This window comes from Ruegeria sp. AB11, assembly GCF_056536325.1.
The window spans coordinates 2,875,845-2,895,396 of the sequence record NZ_JBQFJO010000001.1; the positions used below are offsets into that span (position 1 = coordinate 2,875,845).

The window sequence follows — 19,552 nt, forward strand, 5'->3', positions numbered from 1 at the left end:
GGAGGACGATAATGGCTAGAGCAAAGTTTCTCTGCGACGCTGAACGCTGCATCGAGTGCAACGCCTGCGTAACCGCGTGTAAGAACGAGCACGAAGTGCCATGGGGTATCAACCGCCGCAGGGTGGTAACGATCAATGATGGTAACCCGGGCGAACGCTCGATCTCGGTGGCCTGTATGCATTGTTCGGATGCGCCTTGCATGGCGGTGTGCCCGGTCGACTGCTTCTATCAGAACGAAGAAGGGGTCGTCCTGCACTCCAAAGACCTGTGCATTGGCTGCGGCTATTGCTTCTACGCGTGCCCCTTCGGCGCGCCGCAATATCCGCAGGCGGGCAACTTCGGATCGCGCGGCAAGATGGACAAATGTACCTTCTGTGCTGGCGGCCCCGAGGAAACGCACTCGACCGCGGAGTTCGCCAAATACGGTCGCAACCGGATCGCCGAAGGCAAACTGCCGATCTGCGCCGAGATGTGTTCCACCAAAGCCCTGCTTGCCGGTGACGGCGACGTGGTGTCTGCCGTTTACCGCGAACGCGTAGTGGCGCGCGGATTCGGCTCGGGCGCTTGGGGTTGGGGTACAGCCTACGACCAGAAAGACGGATAACTCCGCTTTCATGAACCAAACAGGCGACCCGCATCCGTGGGTCGCCTGATCAGGGATTTTGACCGAGGTTCAGATGTTCCGCTTATTCTTCGCATTGCTGTTCACCATCGGGCTGGTCCACGCTTCCGTTGCCCAAACCAACGATGCTGAGGCACCCGCAACCACGAATGAACGCGCTTCGACCGGCGGAGCGACAACGCTTGAGGACATTCTGGCCCGACAGCGCGGCGAGAAGGTCGACAACAGCTATCGGTTGGAAAATACCGGACAGGGCAATGTGGAAGGTCTGCTCGGGCAAATTGGCACGCGCGGCGTCGCCTCAGACAGCGATGTCTATCGCGCGCTGCGCTATGGATCGGCAGATGTAACCGTTTCATCCCATGGACCAGCAGACAGCGTTTTGATTCAAGATGGCGGTATGTGGTGGCTGAGTTTCCGTACCGGGCCATTGCGCGAATACGGTACATACATCATCGCGGGAATGATTGCGGTCATCGTTCTGTTCTTCCTGATCCGCGGAAAAATCCGCATTGATGGCGAAAAGACCGGGCGCAAGGTCCTGCGGTTCAATAGTTTCGAACGGTTCGGACATTGGTTATTTGCCGGTTCATTCCTGATCCTTGGCATCACCGGCCTACTGGCGCTTTATGGCCGTGACTTCCTGATCCCGATCTTCGGCAAGGAAGGATTCGCCACCATCGCTCAGGGGGGTAAATGGCTACATAACAACCTCGCCTGGGCCTTCATGCTTGGTCTGATCATCGTCACCTTGAACTGGATTTCACATAACATACCCAACAAGACAGACCTGAAGTGGCTCGCAGCCGGAGGTGGTTTGTTCACCAAAAACAGCCACCCGCCCGCAAAGAAGTTCAACGCAGGTCAAAAGGTGATTTTCTGGGCCTGCATACTACTCGGCGCCTCGATCAGCTTGTCGGGCCTTTCGTTGCTGTTCCCGTTTGAGCTGCCGATGTTCGCAAAGACATTCCAAATCGCCAACGCAACCGGCATTCCGCAGATGCTGGGCTTGAATCTGCCCGTACAGATGTCGCCACAGGAAGAGATGCAATATGCTCAGGTTTGGCACGTCATGGTGGCATATGTGTTCATCGCGATCATCATAGCCCATATCTACCTCGGCTCAGTCGGCATGGAAGGTGCTTTTGACGCCATGGGCACTGGTGAAGTCGAAGAGCAATGGGCGCGCGAGCATCACTCGCTGTGGCTGGAAGAGGTGCAGGAAAAAGAGGCCAGCAAAGCGGCGGCCTCACCCGCTGAATAAATGCGCTGGCTGGTTCTGACGCTTGGCTTGATCCCCCTGCCCGCTTGGTCCGAGTTCTTCACGCTCAAAGGCCATGGCGGGCCGATCATGGGGATCGCAATCGCACAAGACGGGCGCATTGCAACGGCGAGTTTTGACAATTCGGTTGGCCTGTGGACCGGACAGACCCCGGAATGGCTGGAAGGCCATGAAGCTGCCGTCAACACTGTCGTGTTTAACGGTACCGCAATCTATTCAGCTGGTGATGATTTTACGCTACGCCGTTGGCCCGGAGGCGAAATCGTTGGACGACACAAAGGAAAGATCGTCGGGCTCGCTGCATCAAAAACTCATGTCGCTACGGCAAGCTGGGACGGAATGATCGGGCTTTGGCCGGTCGATGGGTCAGAACCTATGTTGCTCGGGCCAACGGGCAGCGGGGTAAACGCCGTGGAATTCACTGCTGATGGGTCACAGCTTTATTCGGCGGGTGTCGATGGTTCAGTCCGCCTCTGGGATGTCGCGAGCGGTCAGGAGGTGGATCGCCTTATCGAGCACGGGTTCGGCGTGAACAGGTTGGTCTTGAATTCTATCGACAACTGGATCGCATACGGTGCCGTCGATGGCGTCACCCGCATCCTTGACCTGGCAACCGGCGAGGAACGCGATTTCACCCTGGACCGAAGGCCGATACTGGCGCTTGCCCTCAGCCCTGATCGAAGCCTTCTCGCTGTCGGTGATGGTGAAGGTTTTATCATGGTCATCGACACCCTGAACTGGCGTATCTCGCAAGATTTCAGGGCTACGCTACGCGGGCCTGTCTGGGCTCTGGCTTTTTCGAACGATGGGCAAAATATTCATGCTGGCGGAATTGACGAAGCGATGTATAGCTGGCCGATCGCGGCCTCGGAAGACCGCGAGCAGATGGCGGCGGCCGAACCCAGTTTCCTGAAGAACCCGAACGAGATGGGAAACGGGGAACGCCAATTTGCCCGCAAATGCTCAATCTGTCATAGCCTTTCACCGGATGACCAGCGGCGCGCGGGTCCAACCCTGTATGGGGTGTTTGGACGCAAAGCAGGGACAGTACCGGACTATCTTTATTCAGATACACTGCAAACTTCTGATATCATTTGGGATGAAGAGACGATAAACGCTCTTTTCGACAAGGGCCCGGATCATTACATTCCGGGATCAAAGATGCCAATGCAGCGGATTAGCGGGTCGCAAGACCGCATTGATCTGGTCACCTTTCTACGACACGCCACGGCACCCGAAAACTGAGCCGGAGGAAACAATGAAAGCCTTCCTTTCCGCCGTCGTTGCGATGATCGTCATTACCGCAGCCGCGCCGATCGTGCTGGACAAGATCGGATTCAGCGCTGCAGCGTCGGGTTCCGGCTCTTCTGTGCGCCTAGACTGAATGTCGCAATACCTGACAACCCGCGAATTGGCGGATCTGCTGCGCATTGGTGAGCGGAAAGCCTATGATCTGGCATCCTCTGGTGAAATCCCTTGCGTGCGGGCAATGGGAAAACTGCTGTTCCCTAAGGCTGAGATCATCGCGTGGCTCAATGCTTCGCGCTCTGGTCCGCAGGTGGCGGAACCGCCTCTGCCCCCCATCGTCGCCGGCAGCCATGATCCGCTGCTGGATTGGGCGCTGAGGGAAAGTGGCTCGGGGCTGGCCACCTACTATGACGGTTCATTTGACGGGCTGAACCGCCTATCCGACCGCACAGCACAAGCGGCTGCGCTGCATATCCATGAACCCGAAGGCTTTAACACCAAGTCTTTGCGCGACAAAATGGGCAACGCTCCGGTGATCCTCTACCAAATCGCGCATCGGCAGCGCGGCCTGCTGCTTGCGACTGGCACACCTGAAATCTCTGGTATTCAGGACTTGAAAGGCCGCCGCGTCATCCTGCGACAGGACAGTGCCGCCAGTCAGCATCTGTTCGACGCAGAGCTTGGCAAGCATGGGCTCGGCCGAGAGGATCTGAATGCCCTCCCGATCTGCGCCCGCACTGAAGAAGAACTGGCGATTGCCGTACGGGATGGCAAAGCAGAAGCCGGGTTCGGCCTCGGTGCACTTGCGGGTCCTTATGGGCTGAGCTTTGTGCCCACTCACTCTGAACGGTTAGATCTTGCCATCTGGCGACGCGCTTTCTTTGAGCCGCCGATGCAGACTTTGATCCAGTTCCTGCAATCCGAGCGTTTCTCTGAACGCGCTACCGACCTGGGCGGATATGACCTCAGGTATCTGGGCCAGATTCACCACAACGGCGCAAGTGGCTGATCTTTCCATTTTTCCAATGACAATTGCCAAAGATGAAATTCATTTTGCGTTCGGAAAGAACATCTGCTGCCCATCCAACTCATAGGATTCAATCGCCGCCTGACCATCAGGGCCAATCAACCAATCAATGAACCTCTGCCCCGAAGTTGCACGAACTTTTGAGTGCTTCTCTGGGTTCACCAGTATCACACCATATTGGTTGAACATTCGAGGATCGCCTTCAACCAGGATTTCCAAATCACCTCGATTTCCAAACGAAAGCCATGTTGCGCGATCCGTCAGGATATAAGCGCCCATTCCGCTAGCGATATTCAGCGATGCGCCCATGCCCGCTCCGGCCTCGCGATACCATGTTCCCGACGCAACTGTCGGATCGATATCTGTCACCATCCAAAAACGCATCTCGGCCTTGTGGGTTCCGCTGTCGTCGCCGCGCGAAACGAAGGGCGCTTTGGAGCTGGCCACTGCCGCAAGGGCTGCGATGATATCGGTATCGCCCTTGACCTCGACCGGGTCAGATTTCGGGCCGACGAGAACAAAGTCATTATACATGACATCGAACCTCTCAACCCCCCAACCATCAGCAACGAACTGCTCTTCGGCTGTTTTGGAATGAACCAACAGGACATCACCATCCCCGTTGATTGCATTTCGGATCGCTTGACCAGTTCCAACAGCCACAACCCGCACGTCAATACCGGTTTCGGCTTCAAACCCGGGCAAGATATAATCCAGCAAACCCGAGTTTTGAGTAGAGGTCGTTGACTGCACGATAATAAAGGGTTCTTCCGCTAAACTTGCGCCAGCGGTTAGCCCAAGCGCAACAATTGATGCCCGAATGAAATCAGGGATCATCCCATTTCTCCATCTGTATAAATCAGGTAACGAGGCCGCCGGCCAGATACCGGCGCGACTCGTCGCTTTCTGGTGCTTCCAGAACCTGCATTGCTTTACCGTGTTCAACAACTCGCCCTGCTTGCATCATCACTATGTCAGACGCCAACCGGCGTGCTTGTCCAATGTCATGCGTCACCATAACGATGCGTACGCTCCGCTCAGAAGCGCGCAGGATCATCCGTTCGATAATCTGCGTTGCACTGGGATCCAGTGCGCTGGTGGGTTCATCCAAAAACAACGTCTCGGGGTCCAAGGCCAATGCGCGCAATATTGCGAGCCTTTGCGCCTCACCACCGGAAAGCGAACGCGCGGGTTGGCGTGCCTTGCCACCTAACCCGCCCTCGTCCAGCAAGGCTTCGATACGATGCTTCCTTTCCGCGCGCGGCATGGATCGCCGTTTCAGAACAAAGTCCAGATTGGCAGCAACAGAACGGCGCAGCAAAACAGGGCTTTGAAATACCATCGCCTGTCGTGCCTTGTGGCGGGCATTCAACACAGCACCGTTCTGACAAACCCGTCCCCGATCTGGTTGTATCAGTCCGTGCAGGCAACGCAGCAGCAGACTTTTACCCGCCCCATTCGGTCCAAGAATAAGGGTCGGGCCCGGACCATCCAGACAAAGGTGCGCGACGTCCAGCAATGCCTTGCCATTACGTGCAATACTCAGGCCGCTCACGTCCAGAATACCCAGCGCCCCGGTCACGACATCACGCATGGCGCAGCCCTTCCCGCTCGGCACGAAGTGTCAGCGCACTGACCATCGCGTTTACCGCCACGGCCAAGCCGATCAGGATCACCCCCAAGGCCAGCGCCAGCGCAAGGTTACCTTTGGAGGTTTCAAGAGCGATCGTGGTCGTCATCACGCGTGTGACGTGATTGATGTTTCCACCCACTATGATCACCGCGCCAACCTCGGCAATCGCCCGGCCAAACCCAGCCAACAAAGCGGTAACCAGCGCCAACCGTGCGTCCCACAATAACACCGGAACCGAGGCAAACCGCGATACCCCAAGCGAGCGGAGCTGTTCGGAATATTCCTCGGCCAGCATTTCAACCACCTGACGGGTAAGCGCGGCCATGATCGGTGTCACCAGAACCACTTGCGCTATGATCATGGCGGTAGGTGTGTAGAGCAGTTCCAGCACACCCAATGGGCCAGATCGGGACAACATCAAGTAAACCAGCAATCCGACCACAACCGGTGGCAATCCCATCAGAGCGTTCATCAAAATGATAAGCGCGCGCCGCCCTGGAAATCGGGCGACTGCCAATGCCGCCCCGACAGGCATTCCAATGACTGCCGAAATCAACACCGCAAATACCGAAACACGCAGCGACAACAGAACAATCGCCCACAACTCGGCATCCCCATTCAGGATCAACGAGATCGCTTGATTGAATTCTGACGCAAAATTCTGCATTTTTTACCTGGTGTATTTTACGGCGTCACTAAATGCCGGTATTTTCTGTGAAATACTATACGTTTCAAGCAGTAAGTACAGGCACGAATCTGGCATCTACAATAGAAAACGCGGCCCCAATGGGACCGCGTTTAGAGTTGCGCGTGTCGCTGAACTTAGTTCAGCGCAGCATCCGTGATCTGGTGTGTCCAAGCACCATCAGGCTGCTTGGTGATAACCGGATCGGAACCACCAGCCAGCAGCGTCTCAACCGTACGATTGAAATCTGCCGGGTCCAGAGCACCATTCGACCCTGCGGTCAGCTTGGCAATCTCACCCATCATGCGTTTCTGATGCTCTTCGGTCTGGGCACCGGTTGCATCATTTTCAAGCACGATCTCAGCAGCCTCATCCGGATTCTCTTCAGCGTATTTCCAGCCTTTCATTGAGGCACGGACAAAACGCTCCATCTTGTCGGCAAAGGCCGCATCGCTCAGGTTTTCCTCAAGCACATAGAGGCCATCCTCAAGCGTGGCGACGCCTTGATCTTCATATTTGAAGGTCACCAGTTCCTCGGGCGTGACACCGGCATCGATGACCTGCCAGTACTCATTGTAGGTCATAGTGCTAATGCAATCGGCCTGGCGCTGGAGCAACGGATCGACGTTAAAGCCTTGCTTAAGAACTTCGACACCGCTGTCGCTTTTGCCATCGGTGCTGATACCCAGCTGGCTCATCCAGCTCATGAACGGGAATTCGTTGCCAAAGAACCAAACACCCAAAGTACGGTTCTTCAGGTCCTCGGGAGCAGCAATTCCAGCATCCTTCCAGCAAGTGAGCATCATACCAGAGCTTTTGAAGGGCTGTGCGATGTTTACCAGAGGTAGACCCTTTTCACGCGCGGCCAGCGCGGCTGGCATCCATTCAACCGTCACGTCTGCACCACCGCCTGCAATCACCTGAGTGGGTGCAATGTCGGGACCACCGGGTAGAATTGTAACGTCCAGCCCCTCTTCTTCATAGAACCCCTTGTCCTTCGCCACATAGTAGCCTGCAAACTGGGCCTGCGTGACCCACTTCAATTGCAGCGTCACCTCATCCGCAGCAAGTGCCGCACTGGCTGCCAGGCTAAAGGCGGCAACCGCCCCGCTGAGTAGCTTCTTCATCATCATATCTCCTAGTTGCTTATGTTTGCCCCGTTTGTGGGGTCTGTTGAATTACTCCATTTATCCTCTCTGCGAGGGATGCCAAAAGGTCACCGCCTTTTCGATCATCGCCACAAGGCCATAGAAAGCCGTCCCTGCCAGCGCCGCGACCACGATCTCGGCCCACACCATATCCAGCGACAATTGCCCAACGCTGGTGGATATCCGAAAGCCCATGCCCAAGGTGGGTGAGCCAAAGAACTCAGCCACGATAGCGCCGATCAGGGCGAGTGTGGTAGAAATCTTTAATCCGTTGAATATGAATGGCATCGCGGCAGGCAGGCGCAGTTTAAGAAAGCTTTGCCAATAGGTGGCCGCATAGGTCTCCATCAAATCCCTCTGCATCGCAGTGGCTTCGCGCAGCCCCGCGACTGTGTTCACCAGCATTGGGAAGAACACCATCACTACGACAACGGCCGCCTTAGAATGCCAGTCGAAGCCGAACCACATTACCAGAATAGGCGCTGTGCCCACGATCGGCAGTGCTGCGACGAAGTTTCCGACAGGAAGCAGCCCGAGGCGCAGGAAATCCCATCGATCCACGGCAATCGCCATCAGGAAGGCCGAGCCACATCCGATGAGATATCCACTCAAAGCGCCCTTGATGATCGTTTGCACAAAGTCTGCCCAAAGTGTGGGCAGGCTGTCCCAGAAGCGAACCCAGATGACAGACGGAGCTGGTAAGATGACCAATGGCACCTCAAGGCCGCGCACGACCAGCTCCCAGATGCCAATGACCGTTAGGCCGAAGATCAAAGGCGCAAGAAACCGCACCATCCGTGTGTCGGAATAGGGTCCACTGGCCAGACGGCTATTCAACCACCAGCCCAATAACCAGACACCGATTGCTCCAAGAATAGGTATCATTGTGCCATCCCCATCCGTTTCAGGACCGTCCGCTCGATAAGACCCAGCAGCCCGACCAGACAGGCGGCGAGAATTGCCGCGGCAAACAGCGCCGACCAGATCTGCACCGTCTGCCCATAGTAGCTTCCCGCCAACAGACGTGCTCCCAACCCGGCAACGGCCCCGGTTGGCAATTCTCCAACGATAGCCCCTACCAAAGACGCAGCGACGCCAATTTTCAGCGATGTAAACAGATAGGGCATCGAGGCCGGCAGACGCAGTTTCCAGAACCCCTGCGAGCGGTTGGCATTGTAGGTTCGCAGCAAATCCAACTGCATGGCATCAGGGCTACGCAGCCCTTTCACCATGCCGACGACGACAGGGAAGAAACTCAGGTAAGCCGAAATAATGGCCTTGGGAATGATCCCCTGAACGCCAACCGAATACAGAACTACGATGATCATCGGTGCCAGCGCGATGATCGGGATGGTCTGGCTAACAATCGCCCAAGGCATCACCGACAAGTCCATCACCCGGCTGTGCACAATTCCAACGGCAAGCAGAATGCCCAGCCCGGTCCCGATAACGAAACCTAGCATTGTGGCACTTAACGTGACCCAACCATGATAGATCAGCGAGCGTTTTGAGGTGATTTTCTTCTGAACCGTGGTCTCCCACATTTCAATCGCGACCTGATGGGGCGCTGGAAGGCGCGGACGCTCTTGCTCCCATGTCGCTGGTATGGCGAAAGAGTTATTCAAGGCCAGACCGATCTCACCCATGTCTCGGCGATCTTTGGCTGAGGGCGGCTGGACTTCGGCCCCCGCACGCTCCTGTTCAGTCAGAACCCCTTTGATATTCATCGGGATACAGGCCGCGTACCACACGATAACAATGGCCGCGAGGACAGTGAGGACTGCAATAAATTGCTTCATGCCTGCCACTCCATCCGAATGACAGGTACCGTGTCAGGCGGCACCGGAGGCTCCCGTCCCGTCTCGATAAACCCTTCGCGACGATAGAACCGCTGCGCGTCCACATTGGGCTCATGCGTCGTTAGCCAAAGATGGTCGCGCCCTTCCTTCGCCTTATCCAACAACCGTTTGCCGACACCCCGTCCCGTCCGCAGACAATAAAGCGCGCCCACTTTGTTCTCGACCGGATCAACCGACATGTAACAATCAGGCGGATCTCCGGCGACCCAGACGTCCCGGTTGGGAAACGCCTCACGGATCAGGCCCGCCAGTTCCTCTTGCGGCATTTCATCGGGCATCCAGCCCGTCTGCTTCGCCCAGGTCCAAATGATCCGCGCGCAATCTTTCACATCATCCAAAGATGCCCGTCTGATGCCGTCACCCGCCATCAAACATCATCCCCATGACCGGCCCTCAGCCCCTCGCGCACGCGATGAGCAACTTCGATAAACTCGGGCGTATCGCGGATATCCAATGGCCGCTCTTTCGGCAGAGGACTATCGATTACATCCGTGATCCGACCAGGCCGCGGACTCATAACCACGATCTTGGTGCTGAGATACACCGCCTCGGGAATCGAGTGGGTCACGAAGCCGATGGTCTTCTCGGTCCGAGCCCACAGCGCCAAGAGCTGTTCGTTCAGATGGTCGCGCACAATCTCATCCAAAGCACCGAACGGTTCATCCATCAGCAAGATGTCTGCATCAAAGGCCAGGGCTCGCGCAATGCTGGCCCGCTGCTGCATGCCTCCTGATAGCTGCCAGGGGAATTTGCCCCCAAACCCTTCAAGATCAACAAGTTCCAAGACCTTTTTAACCCGTTCATCCTGCTCAGAAGACGAATAACCCATAATCTCAAGCGGCAGCTTGATATTCTTCGCAATCGTTCGCCATGGATACAGCCCCGCCGCCTGAAACACATACCCGTAAGCCCGGTTTCTCCGCGCCTCATCCGGGGCCATACCATTTACGGTCAAAGACCCGCCCGTCGGTGTCTCAAGCGCCGCGATGCAGCGCAGGAAAGTGGTTTTGCCACAGCCGGAAGGGCCGATGAAACTGACAAACTCCCCCTTGCCAATCGACAAGTTCACATCTTTCAGCGCATGAATAGGCCCATCATTCGTCTGAAATGTAAGATCCAGCTGCCTTGCCTCAATAACGGGCTGAGTAGTATTTTCTGTATTCATTCCATTGCCTTGAAGAAGCTCAGACCCGGGCCGCCGGAAAGGCGACCCAAGGGATTTACACACCCGTTGCCGGTATACCTGTCCGCTCAACAGGCCGGGGCGCTGTCAACTCTTTCCAGGTGCTCAGCGCCTTGTTCACATGGGTATTGGACTCACGCGCCACGAACTTCCCGTGCCCTTCCTGAGTCTGAATCTCACCATCATGTACGGCCACCGCACCGCGGGTCAGCGTGAACCGCGGCAACCCGCGCACCTCTTTGCCCTCGAAGACGTTGTAGTCGATGGAGGATTGCTGTGTCTCGGCCGAGATTACCTTGGCCTTGTCCGGGTCCCAAACAACCAAATCAGCATCCGCGCCCACAAGAATTGCGCCTTTTTTCGGGTAGCAATTCAATATCTTGGCGATGTTAGTTGAAGTAACAGCCACGAACTCATTCGGCGTCAGACGCCCGGTATTCACCCCATGGGTCCATAGCATCGGCATCCGATCTTCCAACCCTCCGGTCCCGTTCGGGATTTTGGTGAAATCGCCCACGCCATATCGTTTCTGCTCAGTCGTAAACGCACAATGGTCCGTGGCCACAACGCTCAACGTTCCAGACTGTAGACCATTCCAAAGGCTGTCCTGATGCTGCTTGTTCCGGAACGGAGGGCTCATAACCCGACGTGCCGCATGTTCCCAATCGTGGTGGAAGTACTCGCTTTCATCCAATGTCAGGTGTTGGATCAACGGCTCGCCCCATACACGCTTGCCCTGCATCTTGGCGCGCCGAATGGCCTCATGCGCCTCTTCGCAGGAGGTATGCACCACATAGAGCGGCACACCTGCCATATCTGCGATCATGATCGCCCGGTTGGTTGCCTCGCCTTCCACCTGCGGTGGACGGGAATAGGCATGCGCTTCTGGCCCTGTATTTCCTTCGGCCAACAACTTCGCACTCAGCTCAGCAACCACATCGCCATTCTCGGCATGGACCATCGCAGTGCCACCTAGCTCCGCAAGACGTTTGAACGAGGCAAAAAGTTCATCATCGTTCACCATCAGCGCGCCTTTATAGGCCATAAAGTGCTTGAAGGTGTTGATGCCGCGGGTCTCGATGACAGTTTTGATGTCATCAAACACCTGCTCACCCCACCAGGTCACCGCCATGTGGAACGAATAATCACAGTTTGCACGCGTTGACTTGTTGTCCCAGCGTTTCAGCGCGTCCAACAAGCTTTCACCCGGATTGGGCAGCGCAAAATCCACCACCATCGTGGTCCCGCCTGCCAGCGCTGCGCGCGTCCCGCTTTCGAAATCATCGCTGGAATAGGTCCCCATGAACGGCATCTCAAGATGCGTATGAGGATCGATTCCACCCGGCATCACATAACAGCCCGACGCATCCAGCTCCTTATCACCTCGCAGGTCCGGCCCAATCTCAGTAATCACGCCACCTTCAACCTTCACGTCCGCCTTATAGGTCAGATCAGCGGTCACAACGGTTCCGTTCTTGATCACAGTGCTCATGTTAAACTCCCTGATGCGGTCTGCGCCGCTTGCTTCATCTGGCTAAAAATATCCCGGGGGAGTCGCCCATCGGGCGACGGGGGCAGAGCCCCCCTACTCCACGATCCCAGCCGTCTCGACGACCGCATGCAACAGAACATCCGCCCCGGCTGCAGCCCAATCCTTACTGATCTCTTCGGCTTCGTTGTGGCTCAACCCATCCACGCAGGGGCACATCACCATCGCTGTCGGGGCAACTCGATTGATCCAGCAGGCATCATGTCCCGCGCCTGAAATGATATCCGTATGGGAATAACCCAACCGTTCAGCCGCGTCGCGCACCGCCGCCACACAACCTTCATCAAACTTCACCGGATCAAAACCGCCAACCTTCTCGAATTCGATCTGCAGTCCCATCTCATTGACGATATCCTCTGCCGCGACACGCAGCCGGTTCTCCATATCGGTGATTACATCCAATTCGGGTGATCTGAAATCGACCGTAAACACCGCCTTTCCCGGGATCACATTGCGCGAGTTCGGGTACACGTCGATATGACCCGCCGCACCAACGGCATGAGGCGCATGTGACCACGCAATCTCATCCACTTTCTCAAGAATACGTGCCATTGCCAGCCCGGCATTCTTACGCATCGGCATCGGAGTAGACCCGGTATGCGCATCCTTGCCAGTCACTGTGACTTGGGTCCAGCTTAGCCCCTGGCCATGCGTGACAACACCGATATCCTTGCCCTCGGCTTCCAGTATGGGGCCCTGTTCGATGTGCAGCTCGAAGAACGCGTGCATCTTGCGCGCACCCACCTCTTCATCACCGCGCCAGCCGATGCGGTTCAACTCATCCCCGAATTTTTTGCCCTCGGCATCCTCACGATCATAGGCCCAATCCTGCGTGTGCATTCCGGCGAATACGCCCGAAGACAACATCGCGGGGGCGTATCGCGTCCCCTCTTCGTTGGTCCAGTTGGTCGCGACAATGGGGTGCTTGGTCTTGATGCCTAGATCGTTCAGGGTTCGAATGATCTCCAACCCGCCAAGCACGCCCAAAACACCATCATACTTGCCGCCAGTCGGCTGCGTATCCAGATGCGACCCAACATATACCGGCAACGCTTCAGGATCAGCGCCTTCTCGATGGGCAAACATGTTACCCATCTGATCCAATCCCATGGTGCAACCCGCGTCCTCGCACCACTTTTGAAACAATGCGCGTCCTTCGGCATCCTCATCAGTCAACGTCTGGCGATTATTGCCACCCGCCACACCGGGCCCGATCTTGGCCATCTCCATCAGGCTGTCCCATAGCCTGTCGCCATTGATCCTGAGATTCTGCGCCGGAGCTGCCATCTTGTTCTTCCCTGTTGCTTGCGATTTAGCTCGCTTTTGGTGTCTTGATTTGACCATCTGGTCAAACTCACGCTATCACGGGTTCGACATCAGTCAAGAAAATGCATGGTATTGCCGAAATTTTCGACATATCCGCCACGCAGAAAACCAAAAATAGGCACAGGGAAACATGCCCAAGGACCGCGCGCCAACACGGATTCAGCAAAAAAACCGAGCAGCGATTCTGGACGCTGCCCTGAATGTGTTCTCTGCACATGGATATCGCGGGGCCACCGTTGACCAAATCGCCGCCGAGGCGGGATTGAGCAAACCCAATCTACTCTATTACTTCCCGTCAAAAGAAGCGATTCACAACGCCCTTCTAACTGGCTTACTTGAGGTATGGTTGGCACCTTTGTACGAGCTTGACGAAAACGGAGAGCCGCTGGAAGAGATCTTATCTTACGTCCGCCGAAAGCTTGAGATGAGTCGCGACCTCCCCCGCGAAAGCCGCCTGTTTGCAAATGAACTGGTTCAGGGAGCGCCCCGCATTCACAATGCTTTATCCAGCGATCTCAAGAAGCTGGTCGATGAAAAAACCGCCATCCTTACCCGTTGGATGGATCAGGGAAAGATTGCGCGCCTGCATCCCTATCATTTGATTTTCTCAGTCTGGGCGCTGACTCAGCATTATGCAGATTTTGACGTGCAGGTTCGCGCAATCTTGGGCGACGAAGATCCTTTTGAAGGCGCTGAGACTTTCGTTGATACACTCTATCGCAAACTTCTAACGCCGTAGACGTTACTTCGCCGGTTTCAGGGCCAGAATACGCTTCAAAATCACGATGGTCATGGCCAGAATTATGGTCAAGTCGCCCATTGTATTGACTGTATTGATTTTGGGTACTTTTCCGGCATCCCGTACAATTGCGGTGTACATCTTGGGCTGCTGAACACCTACCGAATGCTCACGTTCGGATGCTTTGATGAATGTGCTAAAGTCCTTAAGAGATTTAACCTTTTTCGTAACTTGGTTCAGAAATCTCTGATCCAGTTGCCGGTCCTCTTTCAGCTTCTTGAGCATCTCTTCGATCGAGCGCCGAAGTTTGATCAGTTGTTCCAGATCCTTTTTGACCTGCTTTTGATGTTTCACGAAATTTTTTGCCGCAAGCGCGTCGCGCTGTTTCGCTTTGGAAAGGGCGACATTCTTCTTGGATGTATCCCGATCAAGCTTTGTGACCCGGTTGCCACCCTTGTTCCGACCCATTGGTGCCGCTGACATGACATGCTCCTTTGATCCTGTCCGTCAGCGGCAGTGTATCACCGAACCGGTTGTAGCGGGATTCCGGTATCTCTTACTCGGCGGCCTTGGCCATCGGATTGTTCGGATGCGTTGTCCAGTTGGCATATTCGGGATTAACCACTTTGCCCGTGCGCGGATCAACCTCTCCGGCCGCCATTGGCTCCATCGAGATACAGCCTTCGACCGGGCAGACATCTACACACAAGTTGCAGGCAACGCATTCTTCATCGATGACTTCGAATACCCGATCTGCCGACATCGAAATCGCCTGATGGCTGGTGTCTTCGCAGGCGGCATAGCAGCGGCCACACTTTATACACTGGTCCTGATCAATTTTCGCTTTTGCGATGTAGTTGAGATTCAAATATTGCCAGTCAGTGACATTGGGCACCGCGCGGCCGATCACCTGATCGATGCTGGTATAGCCTTTCTCGTCCATCCATTCTGACAAGCCTGCAGTCAGTTCGTCGATGATCTTAAAGCCATAGGTCATTGCTGCGGTGCAGACCTGAACATTACCACAACCAAGCGAGATAAACTCGGCAGCGTCGCGCCAAGTGGTCACGCCGCCGATGCCCGAGATCGGCAGGCCACGCGTGGTTTCGGCACGCGCAATCTCGGACACCATGGACAAGGCAATCGGCTTCACCGCCGGACCACAATAGCCACCATGGCTGCCTTTGCCGTCAATCGATGGTTCGGGGCTGAACGTATCTAGATTTACACTGGTAATCGAGTTGATCGTGTTGATCAGCGACACCGCATCCGCACCGCCGTTCCTAGCTGCCGCTGCGGGTTTGCGGATATCGGTTATGTTCGGCGTCAGTTTCACAATAACTGGGCGGTCGTAATACTGTTTGCACCACCGGGTCACCATTTCGATGTATTCCGGCACCTGTCCTACGGCCGAACCCATGCCGCGCTCGCTCATCCCATGTGGGCAACCGAAATTCAGCTCGATCCCATCCGCGCCAGTTTCAGCCACGCGCGGCAGAATGGCCTTCCAAGCGGCCTCTTCACAGGGCACCATGATCGAGGCGATCAGGGCGCGATCTGGGTAGTCGGCCTTAACACGGGCCATTTCCTCAAGGTTCACCTCAAGTGGCCGGTCGGTGATCAGTTCAATGTTGTTGAGCCCCAACAACCGGCGGTCCGCCCCGTAGATCGCGCCATAACGCGGCCCATTTACGTTCACGACCGGAGGGCCTTCGGACCCCAAAGTCTTCCATACCACACCGCCCCAACCGGCCTCGAAAGCGCGGCGAACATTGTATTCCTTATCCGTCGGTGGCGCGGAGGCCAACCAATAAGGGTTTGGACTTGAAATTCCCAGAAAGTTTGATGTTAAATCAGCCATTTATCCGGCCTCCCTGATGCAGTTCTGCACCTTTGTCTTTGAGTTTCACGCGCTCAGAGCAGCATGGATATCCATCGCTGCATCGCGGCCCTCGGCCACTGCGGTAACGGTCAGGTCTTCGCCACCTGCTGCACAGTCTCCGCCAGCCCACACACCGGTAATCGAGGTGCGTCCTGCCCCGGTTACAGCAATCTTATTGCCATCCAGCGTTAGCCCTTCCGGCGCACCGTCAAGCGTCTGACCGATGGCCTTAAAAACCTGATCGGCAGGAACACGAACGGTTTCTCCTGTACCGGTCAGTCGACCATCATGACTAGCAGTATACTCCAATTCGATCTCAGCCGCGGCTCCATTTCCGTGAATGGCCACAGGTTGAACGTTGCACAGAATACGAACACCGTGCGACGCCGCCAAATCCTGTTCGTACCGGCTGGCACCCATTGCGTCGCGACCTCGGCGATAGGCGATGGTGACATGCTCTGCCCCCAGCAGCTTCGATTTCACTGCCGCGTCTACTGCTGTCATGCCGCCGCCAATCACAACGACATTCCGACCGACTGGGAGATCAGCCAGGTCGCTGGCCTGCCGCACATCCGAGATAAAGTCGACCGCCGGGCGCACCCCGTCTTTATCTACCCCATCTGCACGTAGCGCATTCACCCCTGCCAGTCCGATCGACAGGAACACAGCGTCATAGTTCTGTTGCAGCCCTTCTAGTGAAATCGTCTCACCCAGAACTGAGTCGGTCTCAATCGCGATCCCACCGATTTTCAGCAGCCAGTCGACCTCGGCCTGCGCAAAGTCGTTGGTCGATTTGTACGCCGCAATGCCGTATTCGTTCAGCCCGCCCGGCTTGGGCTTGCCTTCGTGGATCACCACATCATGCCCCAGCATCGCCAGACGGTGGGCACAGGCCAGACCAGCGGGCCCTGCCCCGACCACGGCGACCGTCTTGCCCGTTGGTTCTGCACGCGCGAACGGATGAACGCCCGAGGCCATCACATCGTCGGTTGCATAACGCTGCAGGCGTCCAATCTCGACTGGCTTGCCTTCGGCCGTCTCACGCACGCAAGCCTCTTCACAAAGAGACTCGGTCGGACAAACCCGAGCACACATGCCGCCTAGGATATTCTGTTCCAGAATGGTCTGTCCGGCCGCAGCTGGTTGTCCGGCCTGAATTTGGCGGATGAACAACGGAATATCGATATCCGTCGGACAGGCCGTCACACATGGTGCGTCATAGCAGAAATAGCAACGATCTGCTGCCACGGCTGCCTCATGCGGAGCCAGAGGCGGATGCAGATCGGTGAAATTCGAGGTCAGCTCATCGCTGGAAAGCCGCCCGGAGACGATCCCGGGTGCCATCTGGCCCTGTGCCATCACTCTACTCCCTGTAGATATGTTTGTTATGAGCTTCAGCTTGCCACATTCTGATTTTTTATCAATTGGTAAATTTACCAAATGGTCAAAAAAATAGAAATCCGGGAAAAATGACCCGGATTTCCTTAATAATTGCCCACATTGTTAGCACGTTTGGTGTCAGATCATCCCACTTAGGTGGCCGGATTTGATCCAAACACGGGCTCCACTCTCTCCTGCGATGGCTGTCGAGCGTGATCCAGGTGGTAATCGCAGCCAATCCCAAACACCAAATTCTTCGCCTGTCTCGATAAAGCTGCCTTCGAGAACGAAGACCTCAAGCCCCTTGCCAGAGTCCAGTTCAATTTGCTCACCAGCAGCCCAGCATTGCACCTGAACATCCTCATGCGCATCCTTGAACAAATCGATATCTCCGCCCCCGTTGATGGAACGACGCACTTCGGTGCGGTCTTTGGGGTCGAACTGGTGAAGCTTGACGAGGATCGTCGCGCCTTCGTTGGCCGAAGGAGTGTGGGATGAAGTCGGAGGATTACGCACATAGCTGCCGACCGGAAAATTTCCGGTTTCATCCTGAAACACACCATCCAGCACCAGATATTCCTCGCCTCCGTCATGGGTGTGCGCCGAAAATGCGCTGCCAGGGGCAAAACGCACGATGGTTGTGGCCCGCGCCACTTCCTCGCCAATGCGGTCCAGCATCTTGCGTTCAACGCCGGCAGCCGGTGACGCGACCCATGCGGTTTGATCAAAGTGGACAGCGACCCGCTGTGTGAAATCTGCATTGACGCGCATCTGCAATCCTCCTGCGTTGCTGTCACATTAGATGGGAGCACGAGCCGGATTTGCAAACCGGTCATGTTTGGGGTTTTGACGCCCTTCACAGCTTGTTGTACTTCCGGTCGAGACCGGTGCCCAATTCCGGCCCGTTTAGAAAGCGCGAAAAGATGCAGGCAAGCCCAACGACGTTCAACATCCTCATCATCGGGCAAAACAACCGTCTGCAATACGAGGCACTATTGTTTGCGGCATCGCTGCGCCATAGCTCACCCGGATTTACCGGACGTTTAATTGTTGGCGTTCCTCAGAAAGGCCCCTTGTGGTCCCAAGACCCGAGCATTCAGGATGAGGACGTGTTGCAAGCCTTGCGGCAATTGGGTGCTGAGATCCTGCCCTTCGAATCGCAAATCTTTGGAGCAAGCTATCCCCACGGCAACAAGATCGAAGCGCTACTGGCGATGCCGAAAGGCGAGCCATTTGTCTTCTTCGACACCGATACATTGATCACCGGTGAAATTGCCGATGTACCATTTGATTTCAACCGGCCCGGCGCCTCGCTCCGTGTCGAGGGCACATGGCCGAAGCCCACACTTTATGGCCCCGGTTATGACGGCATCTGGCGCGCGCTTTATGACCGCTTCGGGCTGGATTTCGAAAGCTCGCTCGATTCCAGACAGCCACCGGGATATTGGCGACACTACCTGTATTTCAATGCGGGATACTTCTTCTACAAATGCCCTCACCAGTTTGGTCGGCGGTATCTTGATTACGCCCGTACCATTCGGGACGAAGGTATCCCCGAACTCACCGGGCAGGTCCTAGACCCCTGGCTGGATCAGGTGGCATTGCCGCTGGTCATCCACTCGTTCGGCGGTGGTCGGGATGCGCTGCCAAAAGGTCTGCTGGATGGGTCAGTCAGCTGCCATTATCACCTGTTTCCGATGCTCTATGCACGAGAAAGCGATCATGTGGTCGAGGTGCTAGAGACCGTTGTGGCACCCAACAAGATCAAGAAGGTGCTCAAAGGCTATGATCCGATGAAGAAATTGGTGATCCAGCGCAAAGGCGCAAAAATCCGGGCAATGTTCGACAGAAACAACCTACCAGCTCGCGAACAGGTCATACGCAAGACCATCAAGGCCAAGGGACTTTGGCTGCGGTGACGTGGACGTTGTGTGGTGCAAAGCAATGTCCTAGAGATTTACCAACGCACATTCCAACAGGAGATTTCG

21 protein-coding genes are annotated in these 19,552 nt (G+C 55.8%); 7 read left to right on the forward strand and 14 right to left on the reverse strand.

Annotated features, from left to right (window positions below):
* The first annotated feature begins 11 nt into the window (after window positions 1-11).
* The 5 genes from fdh3B (at window position 12) to ACR3EJ_RS14420 (ending at window position 4,162) form a co-directional block, all read left to right on the forward strand.
* On the forward strand, window positions 12-605 hold the full coding sequence (fdh3B, locus tag ACR3EJ_RS14400) for a formate dehydrogenase FDH3 subunit beta (protein WP_010439472.1): 594 nt from the start codon (window positions 12-14) through the stop codon (window positions 603-605).
* Between the two features lie 73 nt (window positions 606-678).
* Window positions 679-1,887, forward strand: a complete 1,209-nt coding sequence (locus ACR3EJ_RS14405) for a formate dehydrogenase subunit gamma (RefSeq protein ID WP_170539171.1) — start codon at window positions 679-681, stop codon at window positions 1,885-1,887.
* Complete coding sequence (locus ACR3EJ_RS14410; RefSeq protein ID WP_170539168.1) at window positions 1,888-3,150, forward strand: c-type cytochrome; 1,263 nt, start codon at window positions 1,888-1,890, stop codon at window positions 3,148-3,150.
* Between the two features lie 13 nt (window positions 3,151-3,163).
* Entirely contained in the window at window positions 3,164-3,289 is a 126-nt protein-coding gene (locus ACR3EJ_RS14415) for a hypothetical protein (RefSeq protein WP_480423021.1), read from the forward strand.
* A complete protein-coding gene (locus tag ACR3EJ_RS14420) occupies window positions 3,290-4,162 on the forward strand; it encodes a helix-turn-helix transcriptional regulator (RefSeq protein WP_170539166.1) in 873 nt (290 codons plus the stop codon).
* Between the two features lie 39 nt (window positions 4,163-4,201).
* Here the strand turns inward: ACR3EJ_RS14420 and ACR3EJ_RS14425 are convergent, their stop codons facing one another.
* The 10 genes from ACR3EJ_RS14425 to ACR3EJ_RS14470 all read right to left on the reverse strand — a co-directional run bounded on the left by ACR3EJ_RS14425 (window position 4,202) and on the right by ACR3EJ_RS14470 (window position 13,524).
* Window positions 4,202-5,017, reverse strand: coding sequence for an extracellular solute-binding protein (locus ACR3EJ_RS14425; RefSeq protein WP_170539164.1), 816 nt, complete (start codon window positions 5,015-5,017; stop codon window positions 4,202-4,204).
* Window positions 5,018-5,039: 22 nt separating this feature from the next.
* Window positions 5,040-5,774 carry an ATP-binding cassette domain-containing protein gene (locus ACR3EJ_RS14430; RefSeq protein WP_170539162.1) on the reverse strand — a complete coding sequence of 245 codons (735 nt, stop codon included), beginning with the start codon at window positions 5,772-5,774 and terminating at the stop codon, window positions 5,040-5,042.
* The gene (locus tag ACR3EJ_RS14435) at window positions 5,767-6,480 is read right to left on the reverse strand and encodes an ABC transporter permease (protein ID WP_170539160.1); all 714 of its coding nucleotides are present in this window, start codon (window positions 6,478-6,480) and stop codon (window positions 5,767-5,769) included. Before ACR3EJ_RS14435 ends, ACR3EJ_RS14430 begins: the two co-directional genes overlap by 8 nt.
* Before the next feature lie 155 nt (window positions 6,481-6,635).
* On the reverse strand, window positions 6,636-7,625 hold the full coding sequence (locus ACR3EJ_RS14440; protein ID WP_010439453.1) for an ABC transporter substrate-binding protein: 990 nt from the start codon (window positions 7,623-7,625) through the stop codon (window positions 6,636-6,638).
* Between the two features lie 60 nt (window positions 7,626-7,685).
* Window positions 7,686-8,531 carry an ABC transporter permease gene (locus tag ACR3EJ_RS14445; RefSeq protein ID WP_170539158.1) on the reverse strand — a complete coding sequence of 282 codons (846 nt, stop codon included), beginning with the start codon at window positions 8,529-8,531 and terminating at the stop codon, window positions 7,686-7,688.
* A complete protein-coding gene (locus ACR3EJ_RS14450; protein WP_170539156.1) occupies window positions 8,528-9,445 on the reverse strand; it encodes an ABC transporter permease in 918 nt (305 codons plus the stop codon). Before ACR3EJ_RS14450 ends, ACR3EJ_RS14445 begins: the two co-directional genes overlap by 4 nt.
* Window positions 9,442-9,873 (reverse strand): GNAT family N-acetyltransferase, encoded by a 432-nt coding sequence (locus tag ACR3EJ_RS14455; RefSeq protein WP_170539154.1) that lies wholly within the window; start codon window positions 9,871-9,873, stop codon window positions 9,442-9,444. The genes ACR3EJ_RS14450 and ACR3EJ_RS14455 overlap by 4 nt, the downstream gene beginning before the upstream one ends.
* The gene (locus ACR3EJ_RS14460) at window positions 9,873-10,670 is read right to left on the reverse strand and encodes an ABC transporter ATP-binding protein (RefSeq protein ID WP_170539153.1); all 798 of its coding nucleotides are present in this window, start codon (window positions 10,668-10,670) and stop codon (window positions 9,873-9,875) included. Before ACR3EJ_RS14460 ends, ACR3EJ_RS14455 begins: the two co-directional genes overlap by 1 nt.
* A 55-nt stretch (window positions 10,671-10,725) precedes the next feature.
* Entirely contained in the window at window positions 10,726-12,180 is a 1,455-nt protein-coding gene (gene hydA, locus ACR3EJ_RS14465; protein WP_170539150.1) for a dihydropyrimidinase, read from the reverse strand.
* Window positions 12,181-12,273: 93 nt separating this feature from the next.
* A complete protein-coding gene (locus ACR3EJ_RS14470; protein WP_170539148.1) occupies window positions 12,274-13,524 on the reverse strand; it encodes a Zn-dependent hydrolase in 1,251 nt (416 codons plus the stop codon).
* Between the two features lie 169 nt (window positions 13,525-13,693).
* Here ACR3EJ_RS14470 and ACR3EJ_RS14475 point away from each other — a divergent pair, with 169 nt between their 5' ends.
* Window positions 13,694-14,302, forward strand: coding sequence for a TetR family transcriptional regulator C-terminal domain-containing protein (locus ACR3EJ_RS14475; RefSeq protein WP_170539146.1), 609 nt, complete (start codon window positions 13,694-13,696; stop codon window positions 14,300-14,302).
* Window positions 14,303-14,305: 3 nt separating this feature from the next.
* Here ACR3EJ_RS14475 and ACR3EJ_RS14480 read toward each other — a convergent pair whose 3' ends face one another.
* The 4 genes from ACR3EJ_RS14480 to ACR3EJ_RS14495 form a co-directional block, all read right to left on the reverse strand.
* Window positions 14,306-14,785 (reverse strand): hypothetical protein, encoded by a 480-nt coding sequence (locus ACR3EJ_RS14480; protein WP_010439437.1) that lies wholly within the window; start codon window positions 14,783-14,785, stop codon window positions 14,306-14,308.
* A 73-nt stretch (window positions 14,786-14,858) separates the two neighbouring features.
* On the reverse strand, window positions 14,859-16,163 hold the full coding sequence (preA, locus tag ACR3EJ_RS14485; protein WP_170539144.1) for an NAD-dependent dihydropyrimidine dehydrogenase subunit PreA: 1,305 nt from the start codon (window positions 16,161-16,163) through the stop codon (window positions 14,859-14,861).
* A 45-nt stretch (window positions 16,164-16,208) separates the two neighbouring features.
* Window positions 16,209-17,543 carry an NAD(P)-dependent oxidoreductase gene (locus tag ACR3EJ_RS14490; RefSeq protein ID WP_170539142.1) on the reverse strand — a complete coding sequence of 445 codons (1,335 nt, stop codon included), beginning with the start codon at window positions 17,541-17,543 and terminating at the stop codon, window positions 16,209-16,211.
* 159 nt (window positions 17,544-17,702) lie between these two features.
* On the reverse strand, window positions 17,703-18,335 hold the full coding sequence (locus ACR3EJ_RS14495) for a cupin domain-containing protein (protein WP_170539140.1): 633 nt from the start codon (window positions 18,333-18,335) through the stop codon (window positions 17,703-17,705).
* A gap of 152 nt (window positions 18,336-18,487) precedes the next feature.
* Here ACR3EJ_RS14495 and ACR3EJ_RS14500 point away from each other — a divergent pair, with 152 nt between their 5' ends.
* Window positions 18,488-19,483 carry a hypothetical protein gene (locus ACR3EJ_RS14500; RefSeq protein WP_170539138.1) on the forward strand — a complete coding sequence of 332 codons (996 nt, stop codon included), beginning with the start codon at window positions 18,488-18,490 and terminating at the stop codon, window positions 19,481-19,483.
* The last annotated feature ends 69 nt before the right edge of the window (window positions 19,484-19,552 follow it).

Excerpts from the sequence above, each read along its gene's own strand:
- fdh3B (WP_010439472.1), top strand. The coding sequence starts at position 12 with ATGGCTAGAGCAAAGTTTCTCTGCGACGCTGAACGCTGCATCGAGTGC.
- ACR3EJ_RS14405 (WP_170539171.1), top strand. The coding sequence starts at position 679 with ATGTTCCGCTTATTCTTCGCATTGCTGTTCACCATCGGGCTGGTCCAC.
- ACR3EJ_RS14410 (WP_170539168.1), top strand. The coding sequence starts at position 1,888 with ATGCGCTGGCTGGTTCTGACGCTTGGCTTGATCCCCCTGCCCGCTTGG.
- ACR3EJ_RS14415 (WP_480423021.1), top strand. The coding sequence starts at position 3,164 with ATGAAAGCCTTCCTTTCCGCCGTCGTTGCGATGATCGTCATTACCGCA.
- ACR3EJ_RS14420 (WP_170539166.1), top strand. The coding sequence starts at position 3,290 with ATGTCGCAATACCTGACAACCCGCGAATTGGCGGATCTGCTGCGCATT.
- ACR3EJ_RS14425 (WP_170539164.1), bottom strand. The coding sequence starts at position 5,017 with ATGATCCCTGATTTCATTCGGGCATCAATTGTTGCGCTTGGGCTAACC.
- ACR3EJ_RS14430 (WP_170539162.1), bottom strand. The coding sequence starts at position 5,774 with ATGCGTGATGTCGTGACCGGGGCGCTGGGTATTCTGGACGTGAGCGGC.
- ACR3EJ_RS14435 (WP_170539160.1), bottom strand. The coding sequence starts at position 6,480 with ATGCAGAATTTTGCGTCAGAATTCAATCAAGCGATCTCGTTGATCCTG.
- ACR3EJ_RS14440 (WP_010439453.1), bottom strand. The coding sequence starts at position 7,625 with ATGAAGAAGCTACTCAGCGGGGCGGTTGCCGCCTTTAGCCTGGCAGCC.
- ACR3EJ_RS14445 (WP_170539158.1), bottom strand. The coding sequence starts at position 8,531 with ATGATACCTATTCTTGGAGCAATCGGTGTCTGGTTATTGGGCTGGTGG.
- ACR3EJ_RS14450 (WP_170539156.1), bottom strand. The coding sequence starts at position 9,445 with ATGAAGCAATTTATTGCAGTCCTCACTGTCCTCGCGGCCATTGTTATC.
- ACR3EJ_RS14455 (WP_170539154.1), bottom strand. The coding sequence starts at position 9,873 with ATGGCGGGTGACGGCATCAGACGGGCATCTTTGGATGATGTGAAAGAT.
- ACR3EJ_RS14460 (WP_170539153.1), bottom strand. The coding sequence starts at position 10,670 with ATGAATACAGAAAATACTACTCAGCCCGTTATTGAGGCAAGGCAGCTG.
- hydA (WP_170539150.1), bottom strand. The coding sequence starts at position 12,180 with ATGAGCACTGTGATCAAGAACGGAACCGTTGTGACCGCTGATCTGACC.
- ACR3EJ_RS14470 (WP_170539148.1), bottom strand. The coding sequence starts at position 13,524 with ATGGCAGCTCCGGCGCAGAATCTCAGGATCAATGGCGACAGGCTATGG.
- ACR3EJ_RS14475 (WP_170539146.1), top strand. The coding sequence starts at position 13,694 with ATGCCCAAGGACCGCGCGCCAACACGGATTCAGCAAAAAAACCGAGCA.
- ACR3EJ_RS14480 (WP_010439437.1), bottom strand. The coding sequence starts at position 14,785 with ATGTCAGCGGCACCAATGGGTCGGAACAAGGGTGGCAACCGGGTCACA.
- preA (WP_170539144.1), bottom strand. The coding sequence starts at position 16,163 with ATGGCTGATTTAACATCAAACTTTCTGGGAATTTCAAGTCCAAACCCT.
- ACR3EJ_RS14490 (WP_170539142.1), bottom strand. The coding sequence starts at position 17,543 with ATGGCACAGGGCCAGATGGCACCCGGGATCGTCTCCGGGCGGCTTTCC.
- ACR3EJ_RS14495 (WP_170539140.1), bottom strand. The coding sequence starts at position 18,335 with ATGCGCGTCAATGCAGATTTCACACAGCGGGTCGCTGTCCACTTTGAT.
- ACR3EJ_RS14500 (WP_170539138.1), top strand. The coding sequence starts at position 18,488 with ATGCAGGCAAGCCCAACGACGTTCAACATCCTCATCATCGGGCAAAAC.